Raw genomic sequence first — 22,090 nt, 5'->3', positions numbered from 1 at the left:
GCGACGGCCTGCGTTGTCAGGGTGAACGTCGCATGGGAAGGGAAATGTCGTGGCGTTGAAGGCGATCAAGGCGGGTTCGAGGAACGAGAACGGCATCGCCGCAGCCAAGACGCTTCTCGGCGGACGGTTCGGTGATCGGTTTCAGACGGGAGAGGCAATCCGGGCCCAGCACGCCAATACGACGACTTACATCCCGGCACAGCTTCCGGACGCGGTCGTCTTTCCCGAGAATGCCGCCGAAGTCCGGGAGATCGTCGAGATCGCCTCGGCGCATCGCGTGCCGCTCATAGCTTTCGGCACCGGCTCTTCGCTCGAAGGCCATGTGAATGCGCCCCAGGGCGGCATATCGGTCGACATGATGCGGATGAACCGCATCCTTTCCGTCAATGCCGAAGACCTCGACTGCACGGTCGAGCCGGGCGTGACGCGTGAGGGATTGAACACCTATCTGCGCGACACAGGCCTCTTTTTCCCGATCGATCCCGGTGCGAACGCCTCGATAGGCGGCATGGCCTCGACGCGCGCCTCGGGAACCAATGCGGTTCGCTACGGCACGATGAAGGAGAACGTGCTTGCGGTCACCGCCGTTGTTGCCGGCGGGCGGGAGATCAGAACCGCGCATCGGGCCCGCAAGTCCTCCGCCGGCTACGACCTGACGCGCCTTTTCGTCGGGGCTGAAGGGACGCTCGGCATCATCACCTCGATCACGCTCCGCCTGCAGGGCATTCCGGAGGTGATATCCGGCGGCGTCTGCCCGTTCCCGACGATCGCGGACGCCTGCAACGCGGTTATCGTGACGATCCAGTCCGGCATACCGGTTGCCCGCATCGAACTCCTCGACGCCGTGCAAATGCAAGCCTGCAATGCCTATTCCGGCCTGAACTATGCCGAAACGCCGACGCTTTTCGTCGAGTTTCACGGCAGCGCCGAGAGCGTCGAGCTGCAATCGCGCCAGTTCGCCGAAATAGCGTCGGAATTCGGGTCTACAGGGTTTGTCTGGACCACCAATCCGGAAGAGCGGGCGCGCCTCTGGAAGGCGCGGCACAACGCCTATTGGGCGCAGAAGAGCCTCAGGCCCGGCGCCGCCATCCTGGCGACTGATGTCTGCGTGCCGATTTCGCGTCTCGCCGACTGCGTCACGGCGACGCACGAGGATATCGCCGCGCATGGGCTGATCGCGCCGATCGTCGGTCACGCCGGCGACGGCAATTTCCACGTTGGTGTGCTGTTCGACGACAAGGACCCCGCCGACGTGGCGCAGGTCGAGGCCTTCGTCGAACGGCTGAATAGCCGCGCGCTGTCGATGGATGGTACTTGTACGGGAGAGCACGGCATCGGACAGGGCAAGATGCCGTTCCTGGAAGCAGAGCTCGGCGGGGCGCTCGATCTGATGCGGCAGATCAAGCGTTCGCTCGATCCGGACAACATCTTCAATCCGGGCAAGATCTTTACGTGATGCAGGCGGATGGGCTGAAACGCGCAAGAGGGGCGCGAACGGAACAGATGGGAATGTGACACGGTGCTGGCGCGAATCTTCGTAATCATCGGCGGCCTGTTGGTCATCGCGCTCTTCGTGGCGTTGATCGCACCCTTGTTCATAAACTGGACCGATTTCCGCACCGATTTCGAGCGCGAGGCGAGCCGGATCATGGGCAAGCCCGTGGTCGTGCACGGCAGCGTCGATGCGCGGCTCATTCCCTTCCCGACCGTGACGCTCAACGACGTGCGGGTCGGAGACGAAGGCGACGGGGAGCCGTTGATTCAGGTCGCCCAGTTCTCGATGAGCGCCGAGCTCGCGCCTTTCTTGAGCGGCGAGGCGCTGATCTTCGACATGCGCCTCGACCGGCCCCGGGCGAAACTCCGGCTGCAGCCGGACGGTACGCTCGATTGGGCGCGCGGGCCGCGCGCGGCAATCCCCGCCAACACCGTGGTGCTTGAAAATGTCGAGATCGCCGATGGCGAGATCGAATTCGTCGACGAGCAGGCCGGGCGCACGCGCCGGGTCAGTGACCTGTCCGCCGCTGTCTCGGCGCGTTCACTCGCAGGTCCCTGGAAGGTCGAGGGCCGTGCCGCGCTCGATGGTGAGGCGGGTAGCTTCTCCTTCATGAGCAACGCGGTAGACGACGAAGGAGCACTCAGCCTTCGGGCGCGGCTGATCCCGGATGAGCGACCCTTCGGCGTCGAGCTCGACGGCGAACTAAAGGTCGTCGATTTCAGGCCGGTCTACGCGGGCCGGTTCACGCTGACGGAAAATCGGCCGGCCGAAGAGGTCAGGTCGGGCGGCGCGTTGCGCATCAATGGCCAATTCCAACTGACCAATGAAAGCATTCGCGTACCTGAGTATCATTTCGAGGCGGGTCCGCCGGACGATCCCTACATCATCACCGGCGAGGCGACGCTCGATACCGGCAAGGATCAGAAGTTCCTGTTGATCGCCGATGGGCAGCAGATCGATGTCAGCCGCATCGGCAATTCCGGCCGAGGGGGCAAGACCGGCCGCAACCCGGCAGTTTCCCTGCGACAGCGGCTGGAAACGATGATGGCGATTGCGGCCGATATTCCCATTCCGCAGGTGCCTGGCCGAGCGAGCTTGAAGCTTCCGGCGATCGTCATCGGCGACACCACCGTGCGCGACATCCGTCTCGATGTCAGACCTGACGGTGCGGGCTGGATCGTCGACGATGCGGTGGCGCTCTTGCCCGGTCGCACGCAACTCGAAGCCAAGGGGCGGCTGAACCTCAAGGGACAGCGGGCCTTTCGCGGCGACATCGTCGTCGCCTCGAACCAACCGTCGGGGCTCGCCAACTGGCTGGCCGGTTCGGTCGACCCCGCCATCCGCAAGTTGAAAACGGCGGGCTTTGCCGCGACCGTCAACCTCACCGATACGCTGCAGCAATTCGAAAAGCTCGAAGTGGCGGCCGGTCCCGCGACGCTCAAGGGAAGGCTGGAGCGGCAGTCCTTTGCCGATCAGCAGCCGGCGCTGTCGCTGCAACTCAAGGGCAACCGTATCGACCTGGAGGCGCTGCAGGCGCTGGGTGGTCTGGTCGCCGGGGATGCTTCCTCGGCAACCTTGCTCAATCATGCCATTGCTGCCGAACTTTCCGCCGAGACGCTCTCCGCTTTCGGCGAGGAGGCGCATGATGTGCAGGCGGTCTTGACGCTTAAGAATGGCCAGTTGCAGGCCGAGCGGGTGGCAATCGGTGATCTTTCGGGCGCTCAGCTCGCTTTTTCCGGTCGCATGAGTGGCGGCTTCGAAAAGCCGGTGATTTCGGCGAAGATGAAACTTGCCGCCGAAGAGTTGACGCCATTCCTGGAATTGGTCGGACGGCACACGATCGCCCACCCGGCCTTGGCAAGGCTGATCAGGGGCGGGCCGTACTATTCCGACGCAGCCCTCGACATGACGTTGACGGCGGGCAGCAAGGAGGGGAGCGCACCCTTCACTTTCGGCGTGATCGGCACCGCCAACGGCGGCAAGATCGCCGCCAGCTACCAGGCGCCGGATGTTGCCCAGGCCCTTGCCGGCAAGGGCATGCTGCTGGAGGCGACGCTTGAGAACCCGCAGACCGCCGTTCTTCTCGGACAGGCCGGGCTCGACCCGCTGCCGTTCGATGCAGACGCCAACGGCATTCTCGCCGTCAGGCTGCAGAGCACGGACGGCTCCCAGGCGAATGGCTCGTTGACCTTCACGACCGAGAAGACGCAGATCGCCGCCAAGGGTACCGTCGATCTTTCGCGGGATCACTATCTCGAGGGGCAGGGCAAGCTGACGCTGCAGACGGAGGATTTCGAACCCTACCTGTTGCAGCAAGGTATTGCATTGCCGCAGATGGGCAGCGGGCTGCCGGTGAAGCTGGCCGCCGACTTTGCTGCCGATCCGGAAAAGATCGCGTTCTCGGCCATTGAGGGCAAGGCGGACCAGAACGGGTTCACCGGGGCGCTGACGATCGACCGCAAGGCTCAGGGCACGGCTCGCGGCGAACTGGCGCTCGATACGATCGATCTCGCCTGGCTGGGTGAAGGGATCCTCGGACAGGTCCACGACACCTCGGGCGGCGGCTTGTCGCTGGCGCCGGTGACGCAGCCGGCTTGGACTGGCCTTGATGTCGCCCTTGAACTCACGGCGAAGCGCTTTTGGCCGGGCTTCTACGGAGACGTTACCGGTTTCAGCGGAAAGCTCGAATGGGAGGGCGATGAACTCGCCTTGACCGAAGCGGCCGGAGACTGGTTGGGGGGCAAGCTCGAGGGGCGGCTTCAGGTGGGCAACGCAAACGGCTCGGGTTTCTTGCGCTCACGGTTCGACCTGAAGGGCGGAGATCTGGCTGCTGCCGGATGGGCGCGGCAGAACGGTCCCGTGGCGACCGGTCGTTTCGACCTTTCCGTCGCGTTGGAAGCATCCGGTGCGACGCCGAAGGCGATGGCCAGTTCGATAAGCGGTTCGGGAACGGCCACGTTCAATGGCGTGACGCTGAATGGCATCAACACTGCGGCGTTGCCGCAATTGATGGCAGCGGCCGATGCGATGAAAACCGAGATATCTCCGGACGCCGTGCGCAAAGCAGCTGAAGAAGTGCTTTTCAGCGGGCAATCCGTCGTCGGCGCGGTCAAGGTGCCCTTCAATATCGCTGGTGGAACGGTCAGGGCGCAGAACGTGACGGCGGCGGACGGCAATGCGGCTTTCTCCGGCGAAGTCTCCTTCGACCTTCCGGGGGAACGTATGAGCGGCGCGGTCGATCTTACCTTCCGGCCGGGCGAAGAGGCGCTGGCCGGTGCCGAGCCGCGTGTGCGTTTCGGCTATGCAGGGCTCCTCGTGGCGCCCGGTGTCAGCGTGGATGTTACCGACCTTGCCAACTTCCTGTCGCTTCGTGCTTACGAAAGGGAGCGCCGGCGGGTGGAGACGCTGCAGGCGAACGTGCTTGAAAAGCAGCGCCTGCGCCGCGAGGTCGCGCTTTACAAGGCACGCGCGACCGAGCGCGAACTCCAACGGCGACGGACGATAATCGAAGAACGTCGCCGCCAGGCCGCCGCGGTCGAAGCGGCGCGCATGAAAGCCGAGGCCATGGCGCGGGCAGCCGCGCGTCGGACCGCCGAAGAGGAACGCCAGCGCTCGCGCCAACTACCACCGCAGACAACGCAGCCTCAAGAAGCGCCGGTTCAGGACGTTCAGCGGAATGCGCCGCCGCCTGCCGGGCAGAACGCAGGTCCGCCAGCGGGGCAGGGCCTGAACTTCGACATGCTGCCGGACATTACGGTGCGGTAGGCTCAACCGGCCTTGCCTGGGCCTTGATCCACGCAAGCACGTAAAGCCGTATCGCCGAAGAAAGGTTTCCCTCCGAGCCGCGCCCGTCGTCGATTTCCGCGATCAGTCGCGCGAGCGGCATGCCGCGGCTCTTGGCGATCGACTTCAATTCCTGCCAAAAGGGGTCCTCAAGCGTGAAACTGGTCCGGTGTCCGTGCAGTGTCGCCGAATGCTTGGCGATCATCCCTGGCCTCACAAGTCGATTCAGCGCGTTGGCAATCCGATTCCGGAACCGTTTCCAAGTCCTTGTGGCGTAATCACTTTTTCACGCCGTGCGTCTTATCAGACGCGCCACAGTCGCTGCCGCACATTGAACTCCTGCATGTTTTCGACCTCAGATCGGCTCCGATTTCAGAAAACATGCAGTCGAGGGTTCAGGCTTCTTCTCCGTCCGGGCCTGGCCGGGCCGGCGCATCGGACCGAGCCCCTTCCAATCGACCCTGGTCAAGCGCCTTCGATGCCTTTTCGTTCAAGGCAGTTGTGAGGGACTTTTCCGTTTTCGCTCGGCCGAAGGAAAGCCGATTCTGTTCGGCCTGCTTCTCCCGCTCGGCTCGGGCCTGACGCTTGCGAAACTGACGCAGGTTGACGACGTCGCCGGCCATCACCACGCTCCGTGGTCAGTTCTTCTTGCGGAATGAATCGAGCGATACGACCGAGCCGCCGCCGCCCTTCGGGGCACCGTCTGGCCCAGGGTTGTTCTGCGAAGCTTCATCGGCTTCGCCTATCGGGTAAGCGGTGATCTCCGCCGATTCTTCTTCTTCTCCGGAGGCGACATCGAACTCGAGCTCGAAATTCACCGATGGATCGTAGAAACCGCGCACGGCATTGAAGGGGATCACCAGCTTCTCCGGCGTATCGGAGAAGGAGAGGCCGATTTCAAAACCGGTCTCGGAAACCTTCAGCTCCCAGAACTGATGCTGGACGACGATCGTCATCTGTTCAGGATATTTCGCCTTGAGATGCTGGGAGATGCGTACGCCGGGAGCCCCGGTCAGGAAGGTGATGAAGAAATGGTGGTCGCCAGGCAAATGGCCGGTAGCGGCAACTTCGGCCAGCACCTTGCGGATGACGCCGCGAAGCGCGTCCTGCGCCAGAATGTCGTAGCGGATGTGGTCCTGGCCCATGTGATCCTGATCCCCGTATTTCTTCAAACTCACTTTACCGCATGATGGCTCGGATCGAAATCGCGTTTCATACAGCAATTCAATGCCCTATTCGGGCCGTTGGCGTCGGGGCGTACGCCCCTCGCCGTGTCTCGTCTCATTGCCTGTCCAATTCGGACGAGTCAATTATCGAGGCATCTATAGACCATTTCAGCACGGGGGAGAAGGTGAAGGCTTCTGTTGCCAGGTGCCTTCGGACCCCGCCTTACGGTGCTACCCGGAAGGACTTGATTTGAAGTGCCGCACCGCCGTTAGGCAGCGAGACGTGCTTCAGCATAGTTGTCGTTTGCAACTATAAGTTTAGCCCGATAACGGTGGTACAATGCCGAGCAAAAAGTCGATCTTTACGCCCTTGTCGATCCTATTTCGCCCCCATCAAAAGCCGGTCTGCCGACCGGTTTTTGGTGGAGGCGCCGGGTACCGCCCCCGGGTCCAATGGGTTTATTGCATCGCCCGTTTATTGCCATAGCCGCCCGAAGACGGCTCCTGTCATATAGGTGTTTCCGCCGCTCAAGAAAAGGGGTTGGTGGAAGGAAATGCGGCGAATAGGGCGCCGTCGCTGGTGCGTCTCCAAACGCCCTCACAGTGCGAAAAAGCCGTGCCGATGCCCGCGTCGCTGCTGTCGTGCGCACGGGTGGCCGAAATCGCGGGAAAATGTCGCCGAGCCATTGGTTCCCCCCTGGCTTCGTCCTATTTTCAGGAAACGAACGAATCGGCGGTGCGAAGGACCATGCGGCAGTATCTTGAGCTTCTCGACCATGTGATGACCAAGGGGACCGATCGCGGCGACCGGACGGGTACCGGCACGCGTTCCGTCTTCGGCTATCAGATGCGCTTCGATCTCTCCGAAGGCTTTCCGGTGCTGACGACCAAGAAGCTGCATCTGCGGTCGATCATCTACGAGCTCCTGTGGTTCCTGAAGGGCGAGACGAATATCGCCTATCTCAAGGAGAACGGCGTCAGCATCTGGGACGACTGGGCGGATGAACGGGGCGAGCTCGGGCCTGTCTATGGCTATCAATGGCGGTTCTGGCCGACGCCGGCCGGCGGCCACATCGACCAGATCACCGGGCTGATCGAGGGCCTGAAAACCAATCCGAATTCGCGCCGTCACATCGTCTCGGCCTGGAACCCGGCGCTCGTCGACGAGATGGCCTTGCCGCCCTGCCATTGCCTGTTCCAGTTCTACGTGGCGGACGGCAAGCTCTCCTGCCAGCTCTACCAGCGTTCCGGCGATATCTTCCTCGGGGTACCCTTCAACATCGCATCCTATGCGCTGTTGACGCTGATGGTGGCGCAGGTGACGGGGCTGAAGCCCGGTGATTTCGTGCACACGCTCGGCGACGCGCATATCTACCACAACCACTTCGACCAGGCCCGGCTGCAGCTGACGAGGACGCCGAAGGCGCTGCCGAAGATGGAGATCAATCCGGCGGTGAAGGACGTATTTTCCTTCACGTTCGAAGACTTTACGCTCGTTGGCTACGAAGCCGATTCACATATAAAGGCGCCCGTCGCGGTCTGATCTCCGAGGGCGGCTTCAAGAAGCCGGGAGCGACCGGCGTGACGGGAGGTTTTGATGCTGACGCTGATCCATGCACCCTTGTCGCGCTCGTCGCGGATCATCTGGCTGCTCGAGGAACTCGGTGCGGAATACGAAATTCGCTACGTCAATATCCGCCGCTGGGATGGCTCCGGCGGTCCGGACGAGAACAATCCGCATCCGCACAAGCAGGTGCCGGCACTCCTGCACGATGGGACGCTGGTCTGGGAATCGGCCGCCGTCGTGCAGTATCTGACCGATCTCTACCCCGACTGCAGCCTCGGGCGGCCGCCCGGTCACCGCGACCGCGGCGCTTACCTCTCCTGGCTCGCCTATTATGCCGGCGTGATCGAGCCGACGGCGCTTGCCCATATTTCCGGCGTTACCGTCAGCAATCCGCTGCTGGCGCGGCTCTATACCGAGATGTGCGCACATGTGGTCGACGTGTTGACGCGCCAGCCCTATCTCATCGGCGACAGGATGAGCGCGGCCGACCTGCTGCTCGCAAGCGCCCTGCAGTGGATGCGCAAGATCCTGCCGGAAAGCGGCATCATCGATCGTTATATCCACGTCGTGACCGATCGCCCGGCGCTTCTGCGCGCCCGCGAAATCGACAGCAAACCGAGTGGCTTCCATGACTGATGCAAGACCGGAACCGAAGATCGTCATCGTCGTTGCGGTCGCCACCAATGGCGTGATCGGGCGTGAGGGCGACCTGCCGTGGCGGCTTTCGACGGATCTCAAGCGGTTCAAGGCACTGACGATCGGCAAGCCGGTTGTCATGGGACGGAAGACCTGGGCATCGCTCGGCCGACCGCTGCCAGGCCGGCCGAACATCGTCATCAGCCGCGACCCAAATCTTAGGGTCGCGGGAGCCGAGATTGCCGCGTCGCTGCAGCAGGCGGTGGAAATGGCGCGGACACATGCCGTCGAACTCGGCGTCGACGAGATCTGCATCATCGGCGGGGGCGAAATTTACCGGCAGTCGATCGACCTCGCCGACGTGCTGCACGTGACCGAGGTGCGGGCGGAGGTGGACGGCGACACACGCTTTCCGCCGATCGATCCGGCGGTCTTCGAGAAGGTCTTCGAAGAAGATCTGCCGCGCGGTGAGAAGGACAGCCATGCGATGCATTTTGTCACGTGGCGCCGACGCGAAAAGCCGGCAATTTAGCCGAAACGGCAACGGTGATACGAACGCACCTCTCTCCCTGTCCGGTCGGGCTGAGAACCCGTCAACTATTTTTAGCACTTTACGGTGAACTCGCCCGTATCGCGTTGAAAGCAATGCACATGATACCTATAACGGGATCACGTCGTGATCGGCCGCAGTCTGCGGGGCGTTCAGCGAGAGAATTTTCTTTGAAGAGAGGTTTTGATGCCCTGGAGCAATCAGAATGGCGGCGGCGGCCCTTGGGGCGGCGGCGGCAATCAAGGGCCATGGGGTCAGGGAAACAAGCCGCGCGGCGGCCGGGGTGGGCCGCCGGATCTGGAAGAGATCATCCGCCGCGGCCAGGATCAGCTGAAGAACGTGGTTCCGGGCGGCTTCAACGGCGGCGTCTTCGTCATTGTCGGCCTGCTGATCGTCGGCTTCCTGTTGCTCAATTCGATCTACACCGTCCAGCCGGATGAACGCGGCGTCGAAATGCGCTTCGGCAAGCCGAAGGAGGAAATCTCCATGCCCGGCCTGCACTATCACTTCTGGCCGCTCGAGACCGTCGAGATCGTCAAGGTGACGGAGCAGCAGCTCAATATCGGCAGCCGCGTCGGCTCCCAGTCGAGCGCGGGCCTGATGCTGAGCGGCGATCAGAATATCGTCAATGTGCAGTTCTCCGTACTGTTCTCGGTCACCGATCCGAAGTCCTATCTCTTCAACGTCGAGAACCCGGCCGACACGCTGCAGCAGGTGTCCGAAAGCGCCATGCGCGAGGTCGTCGGCCGCCGCCCGGCGCAGGATATCTTCCGCGACAACCGTCAGGCAATCGCTGCCGACGTCAAGAACACGATCCAGGCGACCATGGACACCTATGGCGCCGGCATCTCGGTGAACACGGTTGCGATCGAGGATGCGGCGCCGCCACGCGAAGTCGCCGACGCATTCGACGAGGTGCAGCGCGCCGAGCAGGACGAGGATCGTTTCCTCGAAGAGGCCAACCAGTATGCGAACCAGATACTCGGCAAGGCGCGAGGTCAGGGAGCGCAGATCCGTGAAGAGGCGGCCGCCTACAAGGACCGTGTCGTCAAGGAAGCTCAGGGTGAGGCGCAGCGGTTCATCTCGGTTTATGACGCCTATTCCAAGGCGCCGGAAGTCACCCGCAGACGGCTGTATCTCGAAACCATGCAGGATGTTCTCGGCAAGTCGAAGAAGGTCATTCTCGATGAGAAGAACGGCCAGGGCGTGCTGCCCTATCTGCCGCTCAACGAAATCGTCAGACCCTCGCAGTCGGGAGGTACCCAATGATAAACAATCGTAGTTCAATCATCCTCATCGTTCTCGCAGCGGTGCTGGTCGTCGTCTACTCGTCGGTGTTCGTGGTCAATGAGCGCCAGCAGGCGATCGTCGTTCGCTTCGGCGAAATCCGCGATGTGAAGACCGAGCCGGGCCTGTATTTCAAGCTTCCCTTCGCCTTCATGGATGCCGACCGCGTGCAATATGTCGAGGACCAGGCGCTCCGCTTCGACCTCGACAATATCCGCGTGCAGGTTTCGGGCGGCAAGTTCTACGAGGTGGACGCCTTCGTGGTGTACAGGATCGCCGATCCCCGCCGTTTCCGCGAAACGGTTTCCGGCGACCGGGAATCTGCCGAAGCGCGCCTTCGCACGCGTCTCGATGCGTCGCTGCGCCGCGTCTATGGCCTGAGGGGCTTCGAGGCGGCGCTATCGGACGAGCGCGCATCGATGATGCGCGAGGTTCGCACCGATCTTCGGGCAGACGCCGAATCGCTGGGTCTCAATATCGAGGACGTTCGCATCCGCCGCACCGACCTGACTCAGGAGGTCTCGCAACAGACCTTCGAGCGGATGAAGGCGGAGCGCCTGGCTGAAGCCGAACTGATCCGCGCACGCGGCAATGAAGCGGGCCAGCGACGCCGCGCAATTGCCGACCGCCAGGTGGTCGAGATCGTCGCGGAAGCCCAGCGTGATTCGGAAATCCTTCGAGGCGAGGGCGAAGCGGAGCGGACGGGGATATTTGCCGACGCCTTCACGCGCGATCCCGGCTTCTTCGAATTCTACCGCTCGATGGCGGCCTATACACAGGCGATCGGGAATCCGGACACAACCGTGGTGCTGTCGCCGCACTCGGAATTCTTCCGTTATTTCAACAGCGCAGACGGGGCGGCGGCGCCGCTCACGCCAGCCGTGCCGGCGGCACCTGCGACCGGAGATTGAACGGACAATGTCCGATCTTCTGACCGGATTCGCATTTTTTCTGATCATCGAGGGGCTGGTGTACGCACTGGCCCCTTTGGTTCTTGTGGAATTGGCGAAGCGTTTGCCGTATGTCCCGGAGCATCAGCTGCGCCTCGCCGGACTCACATCGGTGGCCGTTGGCGTCGGACTTGTCTGGTTGCTTCGAGGATAATGCGAAATGCCACATAAACTGCTGATCCGGTTGGTCGATGCCGAATATGCGATTACCCGCCTGACGATCGGGTCCGTTATTCCGGAGTGGCTGCCCGGACCGGGGTTCTGGACCGTATCGAGTTCGCGTGAGGAGATGACCCTTGTCTGCCGCGCTGCCCGCGTTCCCTCCAGCGTCCAGAGCTCGCTCGGCTGGCGCTGTCTCCGCATAGAGCAGCATTTCAGCTTCTCCGTGCCGGGTGTTCTGTCTTCGGTGCTTCGGCCGCTCTCGGCAGCCGGTGTCGGCGTCTTCGCCAATTCGACCTTCAGCACGGATTACGTCTTCGTTGCCGGTTCCGATCTCGACAAAGCGGTGTCGGCGCTGAAGGAGCATGGCCACGAAATTACCACCTGATCTGCGAGAGCCTTTCCTGGTTAAATTGAACCATTCTGACGGAAAGATGCCCGGCCCTTCGGGTTGGCTGAAGCGGGCGGCCTGTTTGTTCGGCTGGCTTGGCCTTATGCTTTGGCTACGCCGCGCGCCAGCCGAGCAAACATTCCACTCCGCTTGAGCCAACAGAATGGTTCAATTTAACCAGGAAAGGCTCTGGAGATCAGGAAATCGTGTCTGGACGCTCCGGAAATCCGCCGTATCTTCAAAGGAGGATCGTTTGCTGCGCGAAGCAGCCGCCGCAACGCTTTGCGGCAGTGGTATAATTCGCCGAAACGGATGGAACGGACCACGCAATGATCGCGGACCGCCAGAGCCTGCGATCGGCGTGACGCAAGGAATGATAGGAGCACAGCGACTTGTCGAAACGACCTGAATTCTTCCGCGGCCTGGTGCTGACGGCTGCGACGGCACTGCTCTTTTCCAACACGGCTCTTGCCGAAACGGCGCTGTCGCGGCCGGCGGCCGGGCCACCCTCCGTCGCTGATCTCGCCGAAAGCCTGCTCGACGCCGTGGTCAACATTTCCATCTCACAGAACGTCAAGGGCGAGGATGACAACGCGCCGATGCCGCAGGTGCCGGAAGGGTCGCCGCATCAGGAGTTCTTCGACGAATTCTTCAAGGGGCAAGGCGGCGAGGGCGGACGCCCGCGCACGGTCAACTCGCTTGGCTCCGGCTTCGTCATCGACCCGTCCGGCTACATCGTCACCAACAACCATGTGATCCAGGACGCGGACGATATCGAGATCAACCTCTCCAACGGTACAAGGTTGAAGGCGAAGCTGGTCGGTACCGATACCAAGACCGATCTGGCGGTCCTTAAGGTCGAGCCGAAGACGCCGCTCAAGGCGGTTTCCTTCGGCGATTCACGAAAGATCCGAATCGGCGACTGGGTGATGGTCGTCGGCAACCCGTTCGGGCTCGGCGTCTCCGTCTCCGTCGGCGTGGTTTCGGCGCGTGGCCGCAACATCAATGCCGGCCCCTATGACAGCTTCATCCAGACCGATGCGGCCATCAACCGCGGCAATTCCGGCGGACCGCTGTTCAATATGCAGGGTGAGGTGATCGGCATCAACACGGCCATCCTTTCGCAGACCGGCATGTCGGTCGGCATCGGCTTTGCAGTGCCCACCGAACTGGCGATGAACGTCGTCAACCAGCTCAAGGACTTCGGCGAGACCCGGCGCGGCTGGCTTGGCGTGCGCATTCAGCCGGTTACCGACGATATCGCCGAAAGCCTGAAGATGGACGTGCCGCGCGGGGCGCTGGTTTCCGGCATTATCGAGGGCGGCCCGATTTCGCATGGCGAGATCAAGGCGGGCGACATCATCATCCGGTTCGACGGAATTGAGGTCGGCGAGATGCGCGATCTGATGCGCGCGGTCGGCGAAAGCCCGGTCGGCAAGGCCGTCGATGTCGTGATCATCCGGGACGGCAAGGAGCAGACGGTGCGCGTCACGCTTGGCCGGCTCGAGGATGGCGAACATATGGCCAGCGCGGGAAGTGGCGGGGAACTGAAGAAAGAGAGCCCCAAGCCAAGCGAACCGCCGGCTGCGACATTGCCGGCAAGTGACGTCGTGCTCGGCATGAAACTCGCCGTGCTCGACGTCGATCGCCGCAAGAGCTTCGGCATTGCCGAAAGCGTCAAGGGCGTCGTCGTGACGGAGGTACAGGCGAATTCGCCCGCCGCCGAACGCCGCGTCGAGGCGGGAGACGTCATCGTTGAAGTCGGCCAGGAGGCGATGGACTCGCCGGAAGACGTCACCTCCCGCGTCGGCGAACTGAAGGCCGACGGTCGCCGCAACGCATTGCTGATGATTGCCAACAAGACCGGCGAGCTGCGTTTCGTCACGGTACGGATGGAGTAGTCCAAGGGTTTTGACCGTGAGACGATCGGATGGGAAAGACGGGGTCAGCGAACGCGCGTGACGTCGGCGACGAGAAAATAGCTCAGTTCGACGACTTCGCTGTGCGCCACTGCTTCTTTGTAACTGCCCAAAGCACGTGACGCTTCAGATGAGAACGGGTGTCAGGCACACCCGGATGATCGAAGTCGCGAAGAGGGTCGGGTCGCATGCCGATGGGCCGCATGACTGCCGTGGAGCGGGCATTTGTCGCCACCGCAAAGGAGACGATCTCGCTTAGCTTTCTTTCGCCGAAACCGTGGTCGAGAAGTGCCAGCGCTGCCTCGGTCACGTAGCCCTCGCCCCAATGGGAAAGGGCAAGGCGCCAGCCGATTTCAATCGTGCCTGCGGATAGATGTGGCTCAAGATCCGTGCGTGCCAGCCCGCAGAAGCCGATCGGCAAGTCATTGTTATGCAGTGCAAGGGCGAAGAAACCGAAACCGGTTTCGCGAATGGTCCGCGCATTGCGATCGAACAGCGCGTCGGACTCGGCTCTGCTACGGCGGAACGGAAAGAACTCCATCACCTTCGGATCGCTGTTGATCTCGGCGAAGAGACCGCGGTCACCCTCGCGCCAGTTGCGGATTCTCAGACGCGGGGTCTCGCAAATGATCACGCCACGAAATCCGTCTTGCGGTAGCCCTGGAGATAGAGCAGGGCGGAGAGATCACCATGATCGATGCGGATCTTCGCCTGTTCGGCAACGACCGGCTTGGCGTGCAGCGCCACCCCGCTGCCGGCAAGCTGCAGCATGCCGAGATCGTTGGCGCCGTCGCCGACGGCGATCACGTCCGCCGTCGAGATGCCGAGGCGTTCCGTAATGTCGATCAGCGCGTCGACCTTGGCCTGCTTGCCGAGGATCGGTCGGGCGACCTCGCCGGTCAGTGCCCCATTCTCTTCGAGGAGTTCATTGGCGCGATTTTCGTGAAAGCCGAGTCTTTCGGCGATCGGACCGGTGAAGACGGTGAAGCCGCCCGAAACGAGTGCGGTGTAGTAGCCCTTCGCCTTCATGGTCGCAATCAATTCCCGACCACCGGGCGTCAGAGTGATGCGCTTGGCGATGACCTCGGCGATGACTGTCGTCGGCAATCCTTTCAGCAGCGCGACGCGCTCGATCAGCGCCGGCTCGAAGGCGATCTCGCCGTTCATGGCGCGGGCGGTGATCGCAGCTACCTTCTCCTTGAGGCCGACTTCCGCGGCGAGTTCGTCGATGCATTCCTGGCCGATCATGGTCGAGTCCATGTCTGCGATCAGAAACTTCTTGCGGCGCGTTTCGGCCTCCTGCACGGCGACGTCGACAGCTGCTCCGTCTACGACCGCCCGCAGCCGCGCTTCGGCCTGATTTGGATCGGTTCCGTCCTTCAGCGCCAGGTCGCAGGCAACGCCATCGGCCAGCCAGTAAAGGCCAGACGCCTGGACGGCTTCGGCCGCCGCCTCCGCCAGTGCGGGCGTCAGGACAGGATTTGACGGATTGGCGATAAGCGTGGCAACGAGAGCCATGATGAGAAACCTTGAACGAGCTATGGACGCGATCCTGATAACCGGGCCGACCGCCAGCGGCAAGTCCGCGCTTGCGGTGGCGCTGGCTGAAAGGCACGGCGGGGTGGTGGTCAATGCCGACAGCATGCAGGTCTACGACACCCTAAAGGTGCTGACGGCGCGTCCGGACGAGGCCGATATGGGCGGCATCGAGCATTTTCTCTACGGCCATGTGACGGCGGGGCGGCTTTATTCGACCGGCGTCTGGCTGCGGGACGCCGAGGCATTGGTGGTAAAGCTGCGCGGCGAGGGCCGATTGCCCGTCTTCGTCGGCGGCACCGGTCTCTACTTCAAGGCCCTGACCGGCGGTCTGTCGGAAATGCCCGCGATTCCGGCGAAAATCCGCGAGGCACTGCGCGAGCGGCTGAAGGCAGAGGGGGCCGCGGCGCTTTACACCGAGCTCGAGCGGCGCGATCCGCAGACGGCAGAACAGTTGCAGCCCGGGGACGGTCAGCGGATCGTACGGGCGCTTGAGGTGATCGAGACGACCGGCAGGCCCATTCGCCTTTATCAGCATATGCGCGGCCCAATGGTCGTTGATCCAGCCCGGGCGAAGAAGATCGTCGTGCTGCCGGAACGCTCGCTTCTCCACAGCCGGATCGACCGGCGCTTCGAAACGATGCTTGCAAGCGGCGCTGTCGAGGAGGTGCAGGCGCTCCTGGCGCTGAAGCTTTCGCCGGACATGCCGGTGATGAAGGCGATCGGCGTGCAGCAGATTGCCGCGATGTTGAGTGGCGAGATGAACGCGGCGGAGGTGATAGCCACGGGGGCGGCCGCGACGCGGCAATATGCCAAGCGCCAGATGACCTGGTTCCGCAACCAGCTCGATGACGGATGGCAGCGGATAGCGCGGCCCGACGACCTGTTATAGGGGCGGTTTTGCTCAACCGATACCGTGCTCGCGCAGCACCGCCTCCTCGTCGCCGCTCACCCAGCCAAAGATCCTCGGCTCTCCATTGTGTAGCTGGACCAGATAGTGGACTTCGAAATCGATGACGATGTCGGGTCTCTCATCCACAACGTAGACCGACCGCCAATCGACCCGGACGAGGAAATGCAGCGCGTCGATCGGCGTGATCTTGAGGTCGCGGATCTTGAGTTCCCTGGTGCCGATCGCCCGGTAACGGGCATAGCCCTTTTCCATCGAGGTCTTCAGGCTCTCGTCGTTTTTTCCGGTCATCACGCCGGCCGGCGAAGCCGCGATGAAATCCGACGCAAAGGCGAAGGTCGTCTCGGCGACGTCCATGTCGCTGGCGAGCACCCGATTTGCCATCTCTTCATAACGTGCGAAAAAGCCCCGAAAGATTTCATCCATCGTGCCCATCTGTTGCGATGGCGGTGCCGAGTGACCGATCGGCGTCTGCTGATGCTGAAGGAGCCGCCAGTCCTCGCCGGTTCGTGCGTAGGTCGAGGTGCAATAGGCCGCATAGGAGACATCAGGGTCGCGCCGGGCGTCAGCCCGGTAGGCCAACACGAGGACGCTGTCATTGGGCCGCGCGCTCCTCTGCTCCGTCATCTCCACGTCCAGCCATCGCGGCATGCCGTCGAGAGCCCGGATAATTTCCACCCCGGCGAGGATGCCCACGGGCGCGAAGGCCATCAGGCACTCACTGTCAAGCAGTTGCTGGTACAAGCCGGCCCCTTCGAGCCACAATCTTCGTTCCCGTTCCCAAGCCTCTCGCTCGTCCATCAGATCCTCCGTCGTGTCGCCGCGCCGCGCGCTTAAGGCAACAACGTTGGAGGTCGGAATCCGATCCCTGCTATTTGCGGATGATGCTGCCGAGTGGGCGCTTCAGCAGGCTTTCACGCAGTGATCCCGGACGATGCGGTTCGGTTGCGGCGCCCGTGAAGCCGCGTTCCGGCGATGCCGGCGGTTGCAGCGTGCGCGCAGCGTCTCTCTCCGCCTGCCCGGAAAGAATCTGCTCGCGGATCTGGTTGAAGCGATCGAGCTGCGGATTGACCGGTTCGGTGGTGCGGGGCAGCATATCCGGCCGATAGGATTCGAGCGCGGGTTTTGGGAAGCCGCCGGGGTCCGAGAAGGCAGCATCGACCGCCTCATCCTCGATCTCCCCGTCGTTGGCTACCGGGGCGCTTTGCGCCGCGAGATAGCTTTGCTGGAAGCCTGAAATATCAGGCCCGTTCATGGCGCGCATGCGGCTGACGATCGAGCGGAGGTCGACGACCGGGGGCGCATCCTCGTCGACCTTGTCGGTGATGCCGTGGGCGCGAGGCAGCCTTGCCTCTTCGACCCTGCTGAAGCGCATGCGCATCGGCACCGCCACGGCCTCGCCGAAGGCGATCGCCTCGCCGTTGCCGATCGAGGAAATGAAGCTGGTGGTCGAAATCGACGAATTGGAAATCGCCGAACGGATGATTTCCTGGTCGCGGTCATTGGCGAGCCGCATGGCGAAGACGGTCGAGCATTGCGACAGGATGGTCGGATCGAGTTCGCCGGGGCGCTGCGTGATGATGCCGAGCGACACGCCGTATTTGCGGCCTTCCTTGGCGATCCGGGCGATCGCCTGGCGCGTCGGCAGGAAACCGAGGGAGGGGTCGGCAGGCACATAGCGGTGAGCCTCTTCGCAGACGACCAGCATATGGATGCCGCCATTGCTCCAGAGGCCGATTTCGAACGCCATACGGCAGAGCACCGAAGCGACGGAATTGACGACTTCGGAGGGGATCCCCGCCAGTTCGAATGTAGCGATCGGCTTACCTTCGCCGGGGATCCGAAAGATCTTGGCGATCGTATCCTGGATCGTGTCGGTGATCGTGTTCGACGAGAACATGAAGTGATAGCGCGGATCGTTGATCGCCGAGACGATCTTGACCTTCAGCGAGCGCAAATGCGGCTTGTCGGTGCGGCCCTCGAGCCGGCCGATGCGCTCGTCGATCATCGCCAGGAGATCAGCGATGCGGTAGGGGACCGGCGTGTCCGCGGTGATCGAGCTTTTCTCGGTCTGCCGGCGCATCAGGCCGGATTCGCCGCCCTTGAAGGCCTTCTTCGCATCCGGGATGACGTCACGCAGGATGTCGAGCTCTTCCGCCACGGGTGGGCGGCCGCGAAAGACCACTTCGGCGAACTCCTCCAGCCGGAAGAGCCAGAAGGGCAGGTCGAGCGTATCGGTCTCGATCACCACCGCACTCTCCGGAAAGGCGGCGGCGAACTCGTTGTGCGGATCGAGGATCAGGACGCGCAGCTTCGGATCGGCGGCGATTGCCTTGTTGAGCAGCAGGGTGACCGCCGTCGACTTGCCGACCCCGGTCGTGCCGACGATGGCGAAATGCTTGGCGAGCATCGAAGGCACATGGATGGTGGCATCGAGGCTTTCGTCCTGCGTCAGCTTGCCGATGACGCAACTGTCCGCCTGCTTGGAATCATAGATGCGGGAGAGGTCGGAGGCGCGGATGCGGTGTGCGATGGCGCCGAGATAGGGATAGCGGCTGATGCCGGCCGAGAAGTCTTCGCGTCCGTCGGGGCCAATAAAGACTTCGCCCATCAGTTCGACTTCGATGCGGACGGTGTTGTTGGTCTCCTCGCTCCATTCTTCGGCGGCGGTCTGCATGGAGCAGACAAGAGCGACGACGCGATTTGTGCCGACGGAGATCGAGATCAGGCGGCCGACCGACCAGAGTTCGGTGAGCGAGGTCTCGCCCTTTTCGGCGACCGCCGCGATCGTCGCGCGTGAACCGCTGCAGGCGACGACCCGGCCGAGGAAACGGTTTCCCGGCTTCGTGCCGTCGCGGCGCTCCTGTTCTCCGGCGCTGGTCGGGGCTTGAGCTTCACTGTAGGGCAACACACACCTCGGCTAATAGCGTTCCAGAATAGCGGAACGACTTTAACAAGTGGTTGCGGCGCCCCGGCCGCATCCAGCCCCTGTTTCAAGGTGGCGCACGACGATCCTTCGGTGGAGAAACCCGGCAAATCGGCGTTGACGGGTCACGGTTTTCTGTTTATCAAATCGCCCATGAAAAATTTCGCGGTTATTCTTGTGGTGGGACGGCGCATGGGCAGGATGGTGTAACCATCCGGCGGTAGCCACCCATGCGCTGAACGAGGCTCCTGATGGGGCCTTTTTTTATGTCTTCAAACAAGCTAATCACCCCAAACCTTACAAAAAGGGACGGAAGCAGGCCAATGAGCGGAACTGAAAACCAGATGACAGGGGCGGAGATCGTTCTCCAGGCTCTGAAGGACAATGGCGTCGAACACATCTTCGGCTATCCGGGCGGCGCCGTGCTTCCGATCTATGACGAGATTTTCCAGCAGGAAGAGATCCAGCACATTCTCGTTCGCCACGAACAGGGCGCCGGCCACATGGCCGAGGGCTATGCCCGTTCTACCGGCAAGGTCGGCGTCATGCTGGTCACTTCCGGTCCCGGTGCCACCAATGCCGTCACGCCGCTCCAGGACGCGCTGATGGATTCGATCCCGCTCGTCTGTATCTCCGGCCAGGTTCCGACCCCGCTGATCGGCTCGGATGCCTTCCAGGAGTGCGACACGGTCGGCATCACACGGCCCTGCACCAAGCACAACTGGCTGGTCAAGGACGTCAATGATCTCGCCCGCATCATCCATGAGGCCTTCCGCGTCGCCCAGTCGGGGCGCCCAGGCCCGGTTGTCGTCGACATCCCCAAGGACATCCAGTTCGCGACCGGCACCTACACGCCGCCTTCCGCGGTTCCGACGCAGAAGAGCTACCAGCCGAAGACGCAGGGCGACCTGAAGAAGATCGAGGAAGCGATCGCGCTGATGAAGACGGCGCGCCAGCCGATCATCTATTCCGGCGGCGGCGTCATCAATTCCGGGCCCGAGGCCGCGCATTTCCTGCGCGAGCTGGTCGACCTCACCGGCTTTCCGATCACTTCGACGCTGATGGGCCTCGGCGCCTATCCGGCCTCCGGCAAGAACTGGCTCGGCATGCTCGGCATGCACGGCACTTACGAGGCCAACATGGCGATGCATGACTGCGACGTCATGATCTGCATCGGCGCACGCTTCGACGACCGGATCACCGGCCGGCTCAATGCCTTCTCGCCGAACTCGAAGAAGATCCATATCGATATCGACCCGTCCTCGATCAACAAGAACGTCCGGGTCGACGTCCCGATCGTTGGCGATGTCGGCACGGTTCTCGAAGACATGATCCGGTTGTGGCGCGCGGCGGCGAAGACTGTCGACAAGACACGCCTCGATGACTGGTGGGGTTCGATCGCCAAGTGGCGGGCGCGCAATTCGCTGGCCTACACGCCGAACGACGACGTGATCATGCCGCAATATGCGATCCAGCGGCTCTATGAACTCAGCAAGGGCCGCGACACCTACATCACCACCGAGGTCGGCCAGCACCAGATGTGGGCGGCGCAGTTCTTCGGCTTCGAGCAGCCGAACCGCTGGATGACATCGGGCGGCCTCGGCACGATGGGCTACGGCTTCCCGGCCGCGATCGGCGTCCAGGTCGCGCATCCCGAGAGCCTCGTCATCGACATCGCCGGCGACGCCTCGATCCAGATGTGCATCCAGGAGATGTCCTGCGCGGTCCAGTACGGCCTGCCGGTCAAGATCTTCATTCTCAACAACCAGTACATGGGTATGGTCCGGCAATGGCAGCAGCTTCTGCACGGCAACCGCCTGTCGCATTCCTATACGGAAGCGATGCCGGACTTCGTCAAGTTGGCCGAAGCCTATGGCGGCGTCGGCATCCGCTGCGAGAAGCCAGGCGATCTCGACGATGCGATCCGGCGGATGATCGACACGCCGGCACCGGTGATCTTCGACTGCCGCGTCGCCAACCTCGCCAACTGCTTCCCGATGATCCCGTCGGGCAAGGCGCACAACGAAATGCTGCTTCCCGACGAGGCGACCGATGAAGCCGTTGCGAACGCGATCGACGCCAAGGGCCGCCAGCTCGTCTGAGGATAAGGGTTAGGAAACAAGAGAATGAGCGCACATCTTCAACCGACGGGCTCCGCCTATTTCATCGCCAAGGAGACGGAGCTTGCGGAGACGCACACGCTCTCCGTCCTCGTCGACAACGAGCCGGGCGTGCTCGCCCGTGTCATCGGTCTGTTTTCCGGTCGCGGCTATAACATCGAGAGCCTGACGGTCTCCGAGACCGAGCACGAGGCGCATCTGTCGCGCATCACGATCGTCACGCGCGGTACGCCGCATGTGCTGGAGCAGATCAAGAACCAGCTCGAGCGGCTGGTGCCGGTGCATCGCGTCGTCGACCTCACGGTGCGCGCCGCCGGCCTCGGCCACGACCGTCCGGTCGAGCGGGAACTGGCGCTCGTCAAGGTGCATGGGTCGGGCGAGCACCGGGTGGAGGCGCTCAGGCTTGCCGATGCCTTCCGCGCTTCGGTCATCGACGCCAATATCGATCACTTCGTCTTCGAGATCACCGGCAAGCCTTCGAAGATCGAGCAATTCATCGCCATCATGAAGCCGCTCGGGCTCATCGAGGTCTGCCGCACGGGTATTGCCGCGATGAATCGCGGGCCGCAGGGGATGTAAGGGGCGTCAGCCCTGAAAAATGTCGATCTGGACTTGGGACTTGCCCCTCACCCTAGCCCTCTCCCCGCGCGCGGCAGGGCTGTCCGGGGAACGGCCTGGGTGAATCGAAATGTCGC

Annotated in this window: 20 protein-coding genes and 1 other RNA gene; 13 read left to right on the top strand and 8 right to left on the bottom strand. The window is 62.6% G+C overall.

Going from position 1 to position 22,090, the window contains the following annotated elements; genetic code table 11:
• The first annotated feature begins 49 nt into the window (after window positions 1-49).
• Together N181_RS25770 and N181_RS25765 are read left to right on the top strand one after the other, a co-directional pair.
• Window positions 50-1,456: an FAD-binding oxidoreductase gene (locus N181_RS25770; RefSeq protein ID WP_037400989.1), complete on the top strand. Its 1,407-nt coding sequence runs from the start codon at window positions 50-52 to the stop codon at window positions 1,454-1,456.
• Between the two features lie 63 nt (window positions 1,457-1,519).
• A complete protein-coding gene (locus N181_RS25765; protein WP_060563976.1) occupies window positions 1,520-5,260 on the top strand; it encodes an AsmA family protein in 3,741 nt (1,246 codons plus the stop codon).
• On the opposite strand, the gene N181_RS25760 is transcribed toward N181_RS25765, so the two are convergent.
• From N181_RS25760 to ssrA, 4 genes are all read right to left on the bottom strand, one after another.
• Window positions 5,247-5,483, bottom strand: coding sequence for a ribbon-helix-helix domain-containing protein (locus N181_RS25760; RefSeq protein ID WP_014328916.1), 237 nt, complete (start codon window positions 5,481-5,483; stop codon window positions 5,247-5,249). The two genes, N181_RS25765 and N181_RS25760, sit on opposite strands and share 14 nt — an antisense overlap.
• 190 nt (window positions 5,484-5,673) lie before the next feature.
• A complete protein-coding gene (locus N181_RS25755) occupies window positions 5,674-5,901 on the bottom strand; it encodes a DUF4169 family protein (RefSeq protein ID WP_014328915.1) in 228 nt (75 codons plus the stop codon).
• A gap of 15 nt (window positions 5,902-5,916) precedes the next feature.
• Window positions 5,917-6,423 (bottom strand): SspB family protein, encoded by a 507-nt coding sequence (locus N181_RS25750; RefSeq protein WP_037400983.1) that lies wholly within the window; start codon window positions 6,421-6,423, stop codon window positions 5,917-5,919.
• Window positions 6,424-6,628: 205 nt separating this feature from the next.
• Window positions 6,629-6,985, bottom strand: a transfer-messenger RNA (tmRNA) gene (ssrA, locus tag N181_RS25745).
• A 207-nt stretch (window positions 6,986-7,192) separates the two neighbouring features.
• Here ssrA and N181_RS25740 point away from each other — a divergent pair.
• From N181_RS25740 to N181_RS25705, 8 genes are all read left to right on the top strand, one after another.
• Window positions 7,193-7,987, top strand: a complete 795-nt coding sequence (locus tag N181_RS25740) for a thymidylate synthase (RefSeq protein WP_037401020.1) — start codon at window positions 7,193-7,195, stop codon at window positions 7,985-7,987.
• 54 nt (window positions 7,988-8,041) lie between these two features.
• Window positions 8,042-8,647: a glutathione S-transferase family protein gene (locus N181_RS25735; protein WP_014328912.1), complete on the top strand. Its 606-nt coding sequence runs from the start codon at window positions 8,042-8,044 to the stop codon at window positions 8,645-8,647.
• Window positions 8,640-9,179: a dihydrofolate reductase gene (locus N181_RS25730; protein ID WP_014328911.1), complete on the top strand. Its 540-nt coding sequence runs from the start codon at window positions 8,640-8,642 to the stop codon at window positions 9,177-9,179. The genes N181_RS25735 and N181_RS25730 overlap by 8 nt, the downstream gene beginning before the upstream one ends.
• 204 nt (window positions 9,180-9,383) lie before the next feature.
• Window positions 9,384-10,466, top strand: a complete 1,083-nt coding sequence (gene hflK, locus N181_RS25725; RefSeq protein ID WP_014328910.1) for an FtsH protease activity modulator HflK — start codon at window positions 9,384-9,386, stop codon at window positions 10,464-10,466.
• Window positions 10,463-11,395 (top strand): protease modulator HflC, encoded by a 933-nt coding sequence (gene hflC / locus N181_RS25720; protein WP_014328909.1) that lies wholly within the window; start codon window positions 10,463-10,465, stop codon window positions 11,393-11,395. The genes hflK and hflC overlap by 4 nt, the downstream gene beginning before the upstream one ends.
• A 7-nt stretch (window positions 11,396-11,402) precedes the next feature.
• Window positions 11,403-11,588, top strand: a complete 186-nt coding sequence (locus N181_RS25715; protein ID WP_012708553.1) for a DUF2065 domain-containing protein — start codon at window positions 11,403-11,405, stop codon at window positions 11,586-11,588.
• A gap of 6 nt (window positions 11,589-11,594) precedes the next feature.
• Window positions 11,595-11,981, top strand: a complete 387-nt coding sequence (locus N181_RS25710) for an ACT domain-containing protein (protein ID WP_014328908.1) — start codon at window positions 11,595-11,597, stop codon at window positions 11,979-11,981.
• A gap of 395 nt (window positions 11,982-12,376) precedes the next feature.
• Window positions 12,377-13,885 (top strand): Do family serine endopeptidase, encoded by a 1,509-nt coding sequence (locus tag N181_RS25705; RefSeq protein WP_037402821.1) that lies wholly within the window; start codon window positions 12,377-12,379, stop codon window positions 13,883-13,885.
• 82 nt (window positions 13,886-13,967) lie between these two features.
• On the opposite strand, the gene N181_RS25700 is transcribed toward N181_RS25705, so the two are convergent.
• Both N181_RS25700 and serB read right to left on the bottom strand, forming a co-directional pair.
• A complete protein-coding gene (locus N181_RS25700; protein ID WP_060563974.1) occupies window positions 13,968-14,537 on the bottom strand; it encodes a GNAT family N-acetyltransferase in 570 nt (189 codons plus the stop codon).
• Complete coding sequence (gene serB, locus N181_RS25695; protein WP_037402824.1) at window positions 14,534-15,421, bottom strand: phosphoserine phosphatase SerB; 888 nt, start codon at window positions 15,419-15,421, stop codon at window positions 14,534-14,536. Before serB ends, N181_RS25700 begins: the two co-directional genes overlap by 4 nt.
• On the opposite strand from serB, the gene miaA reads away from it, so the two are divergent.
• Window positions 15,420-16,331, top strand: a complete 912-nt coding sequence (gene miaA, locus N181_RS25690; RefSeq protein WP_014328905.1) for a tRNA (adenosine(37)-N6)-dimethylallyltransferase MiaA — start codon at window positions 15,420-15,422, stop codon at window positions 16,329-16,331. The two genes, serB and miaA, sit on opposite strands and share 2 nt — an antisense overlap.
• Before the next feature lie 12 nt (window positions 16,332-16,343).
• On the opposite strand, the gene N181_RS35385 is transcribed toward miaA, so the two are convergent.
• Both N181_RS35385 and N181_RS25680 read right to left on the bottom strand, forming a co-directional pair.
• Window positions 16,344-16,784 (bottom strand): hypothetical protein, encoded by a 441-nt coding sequence (locus N181_RS35385; RefSeq protein ID WP_060563979.1) that lies wholly within the window; start codon window positions 16,782-16,784, stop codon window positions 16,344-16,346.
• Window positions 16,785-17,220: 436 nt separating this feature from the next.
• A complete protein-coding gene (locus N181_RS25680; RefSeq protein ID WP_014328903.1) occupies window positions 17,221-19,257 on the bottom strand; it encodes an ATP-binding protein in 2,037 nt (678 codons plus the stop codon).
• A 341-nt stretch (window positions 19,258-19,598) separates the two neighbouring features.
• On the opposite strand from N181_RS25680, the gene N181_RS25675 reads away from it, so the two are divergent.
• On the top strand, window positions 19,599-21,377 hold the full coding sequence (locus tag N181_RS25675) for an acetolactate synthase 3 large subunit (RefSeq protein ID WP_037402826.1): 1,779 nt from the start codon (window positions 19,599-19,601) through the stop codon (window positions 21,375-21,377).
• A 24-nt stretch (window positions 21,378-21,401) separates the two neighbouring features.
• Window positions 21,402-21,974, top strand: a complete 573-nt coding sequence (gene ilvN, locus N181_RS25670) for an acetolactate synthase small subunit (protein ID WP_012708543.1) — start codon at window positions 21,402-21,404, stop codon at window positions 21,972-21,974.
• The last annotated feature ends 116 nt before the right edge of the window (window positions 21,975-22,090 follow it).

Source organism: Sinorhizobium fredii USDA 205 (genome assembly GCF_001461695.1).
Lineage (GTDB): Bacteria > Pseudomonadota > Alphaproteobacteria > Rhizobiales > Rhizobiaceae > Sinorhizobium > Sinorhizobium fredii.
The sequence above is the reverse complement of the archived record's forward strand: the minus strand, read 5'-3'. Positions and strand labels throughout refer to the sequence as shown.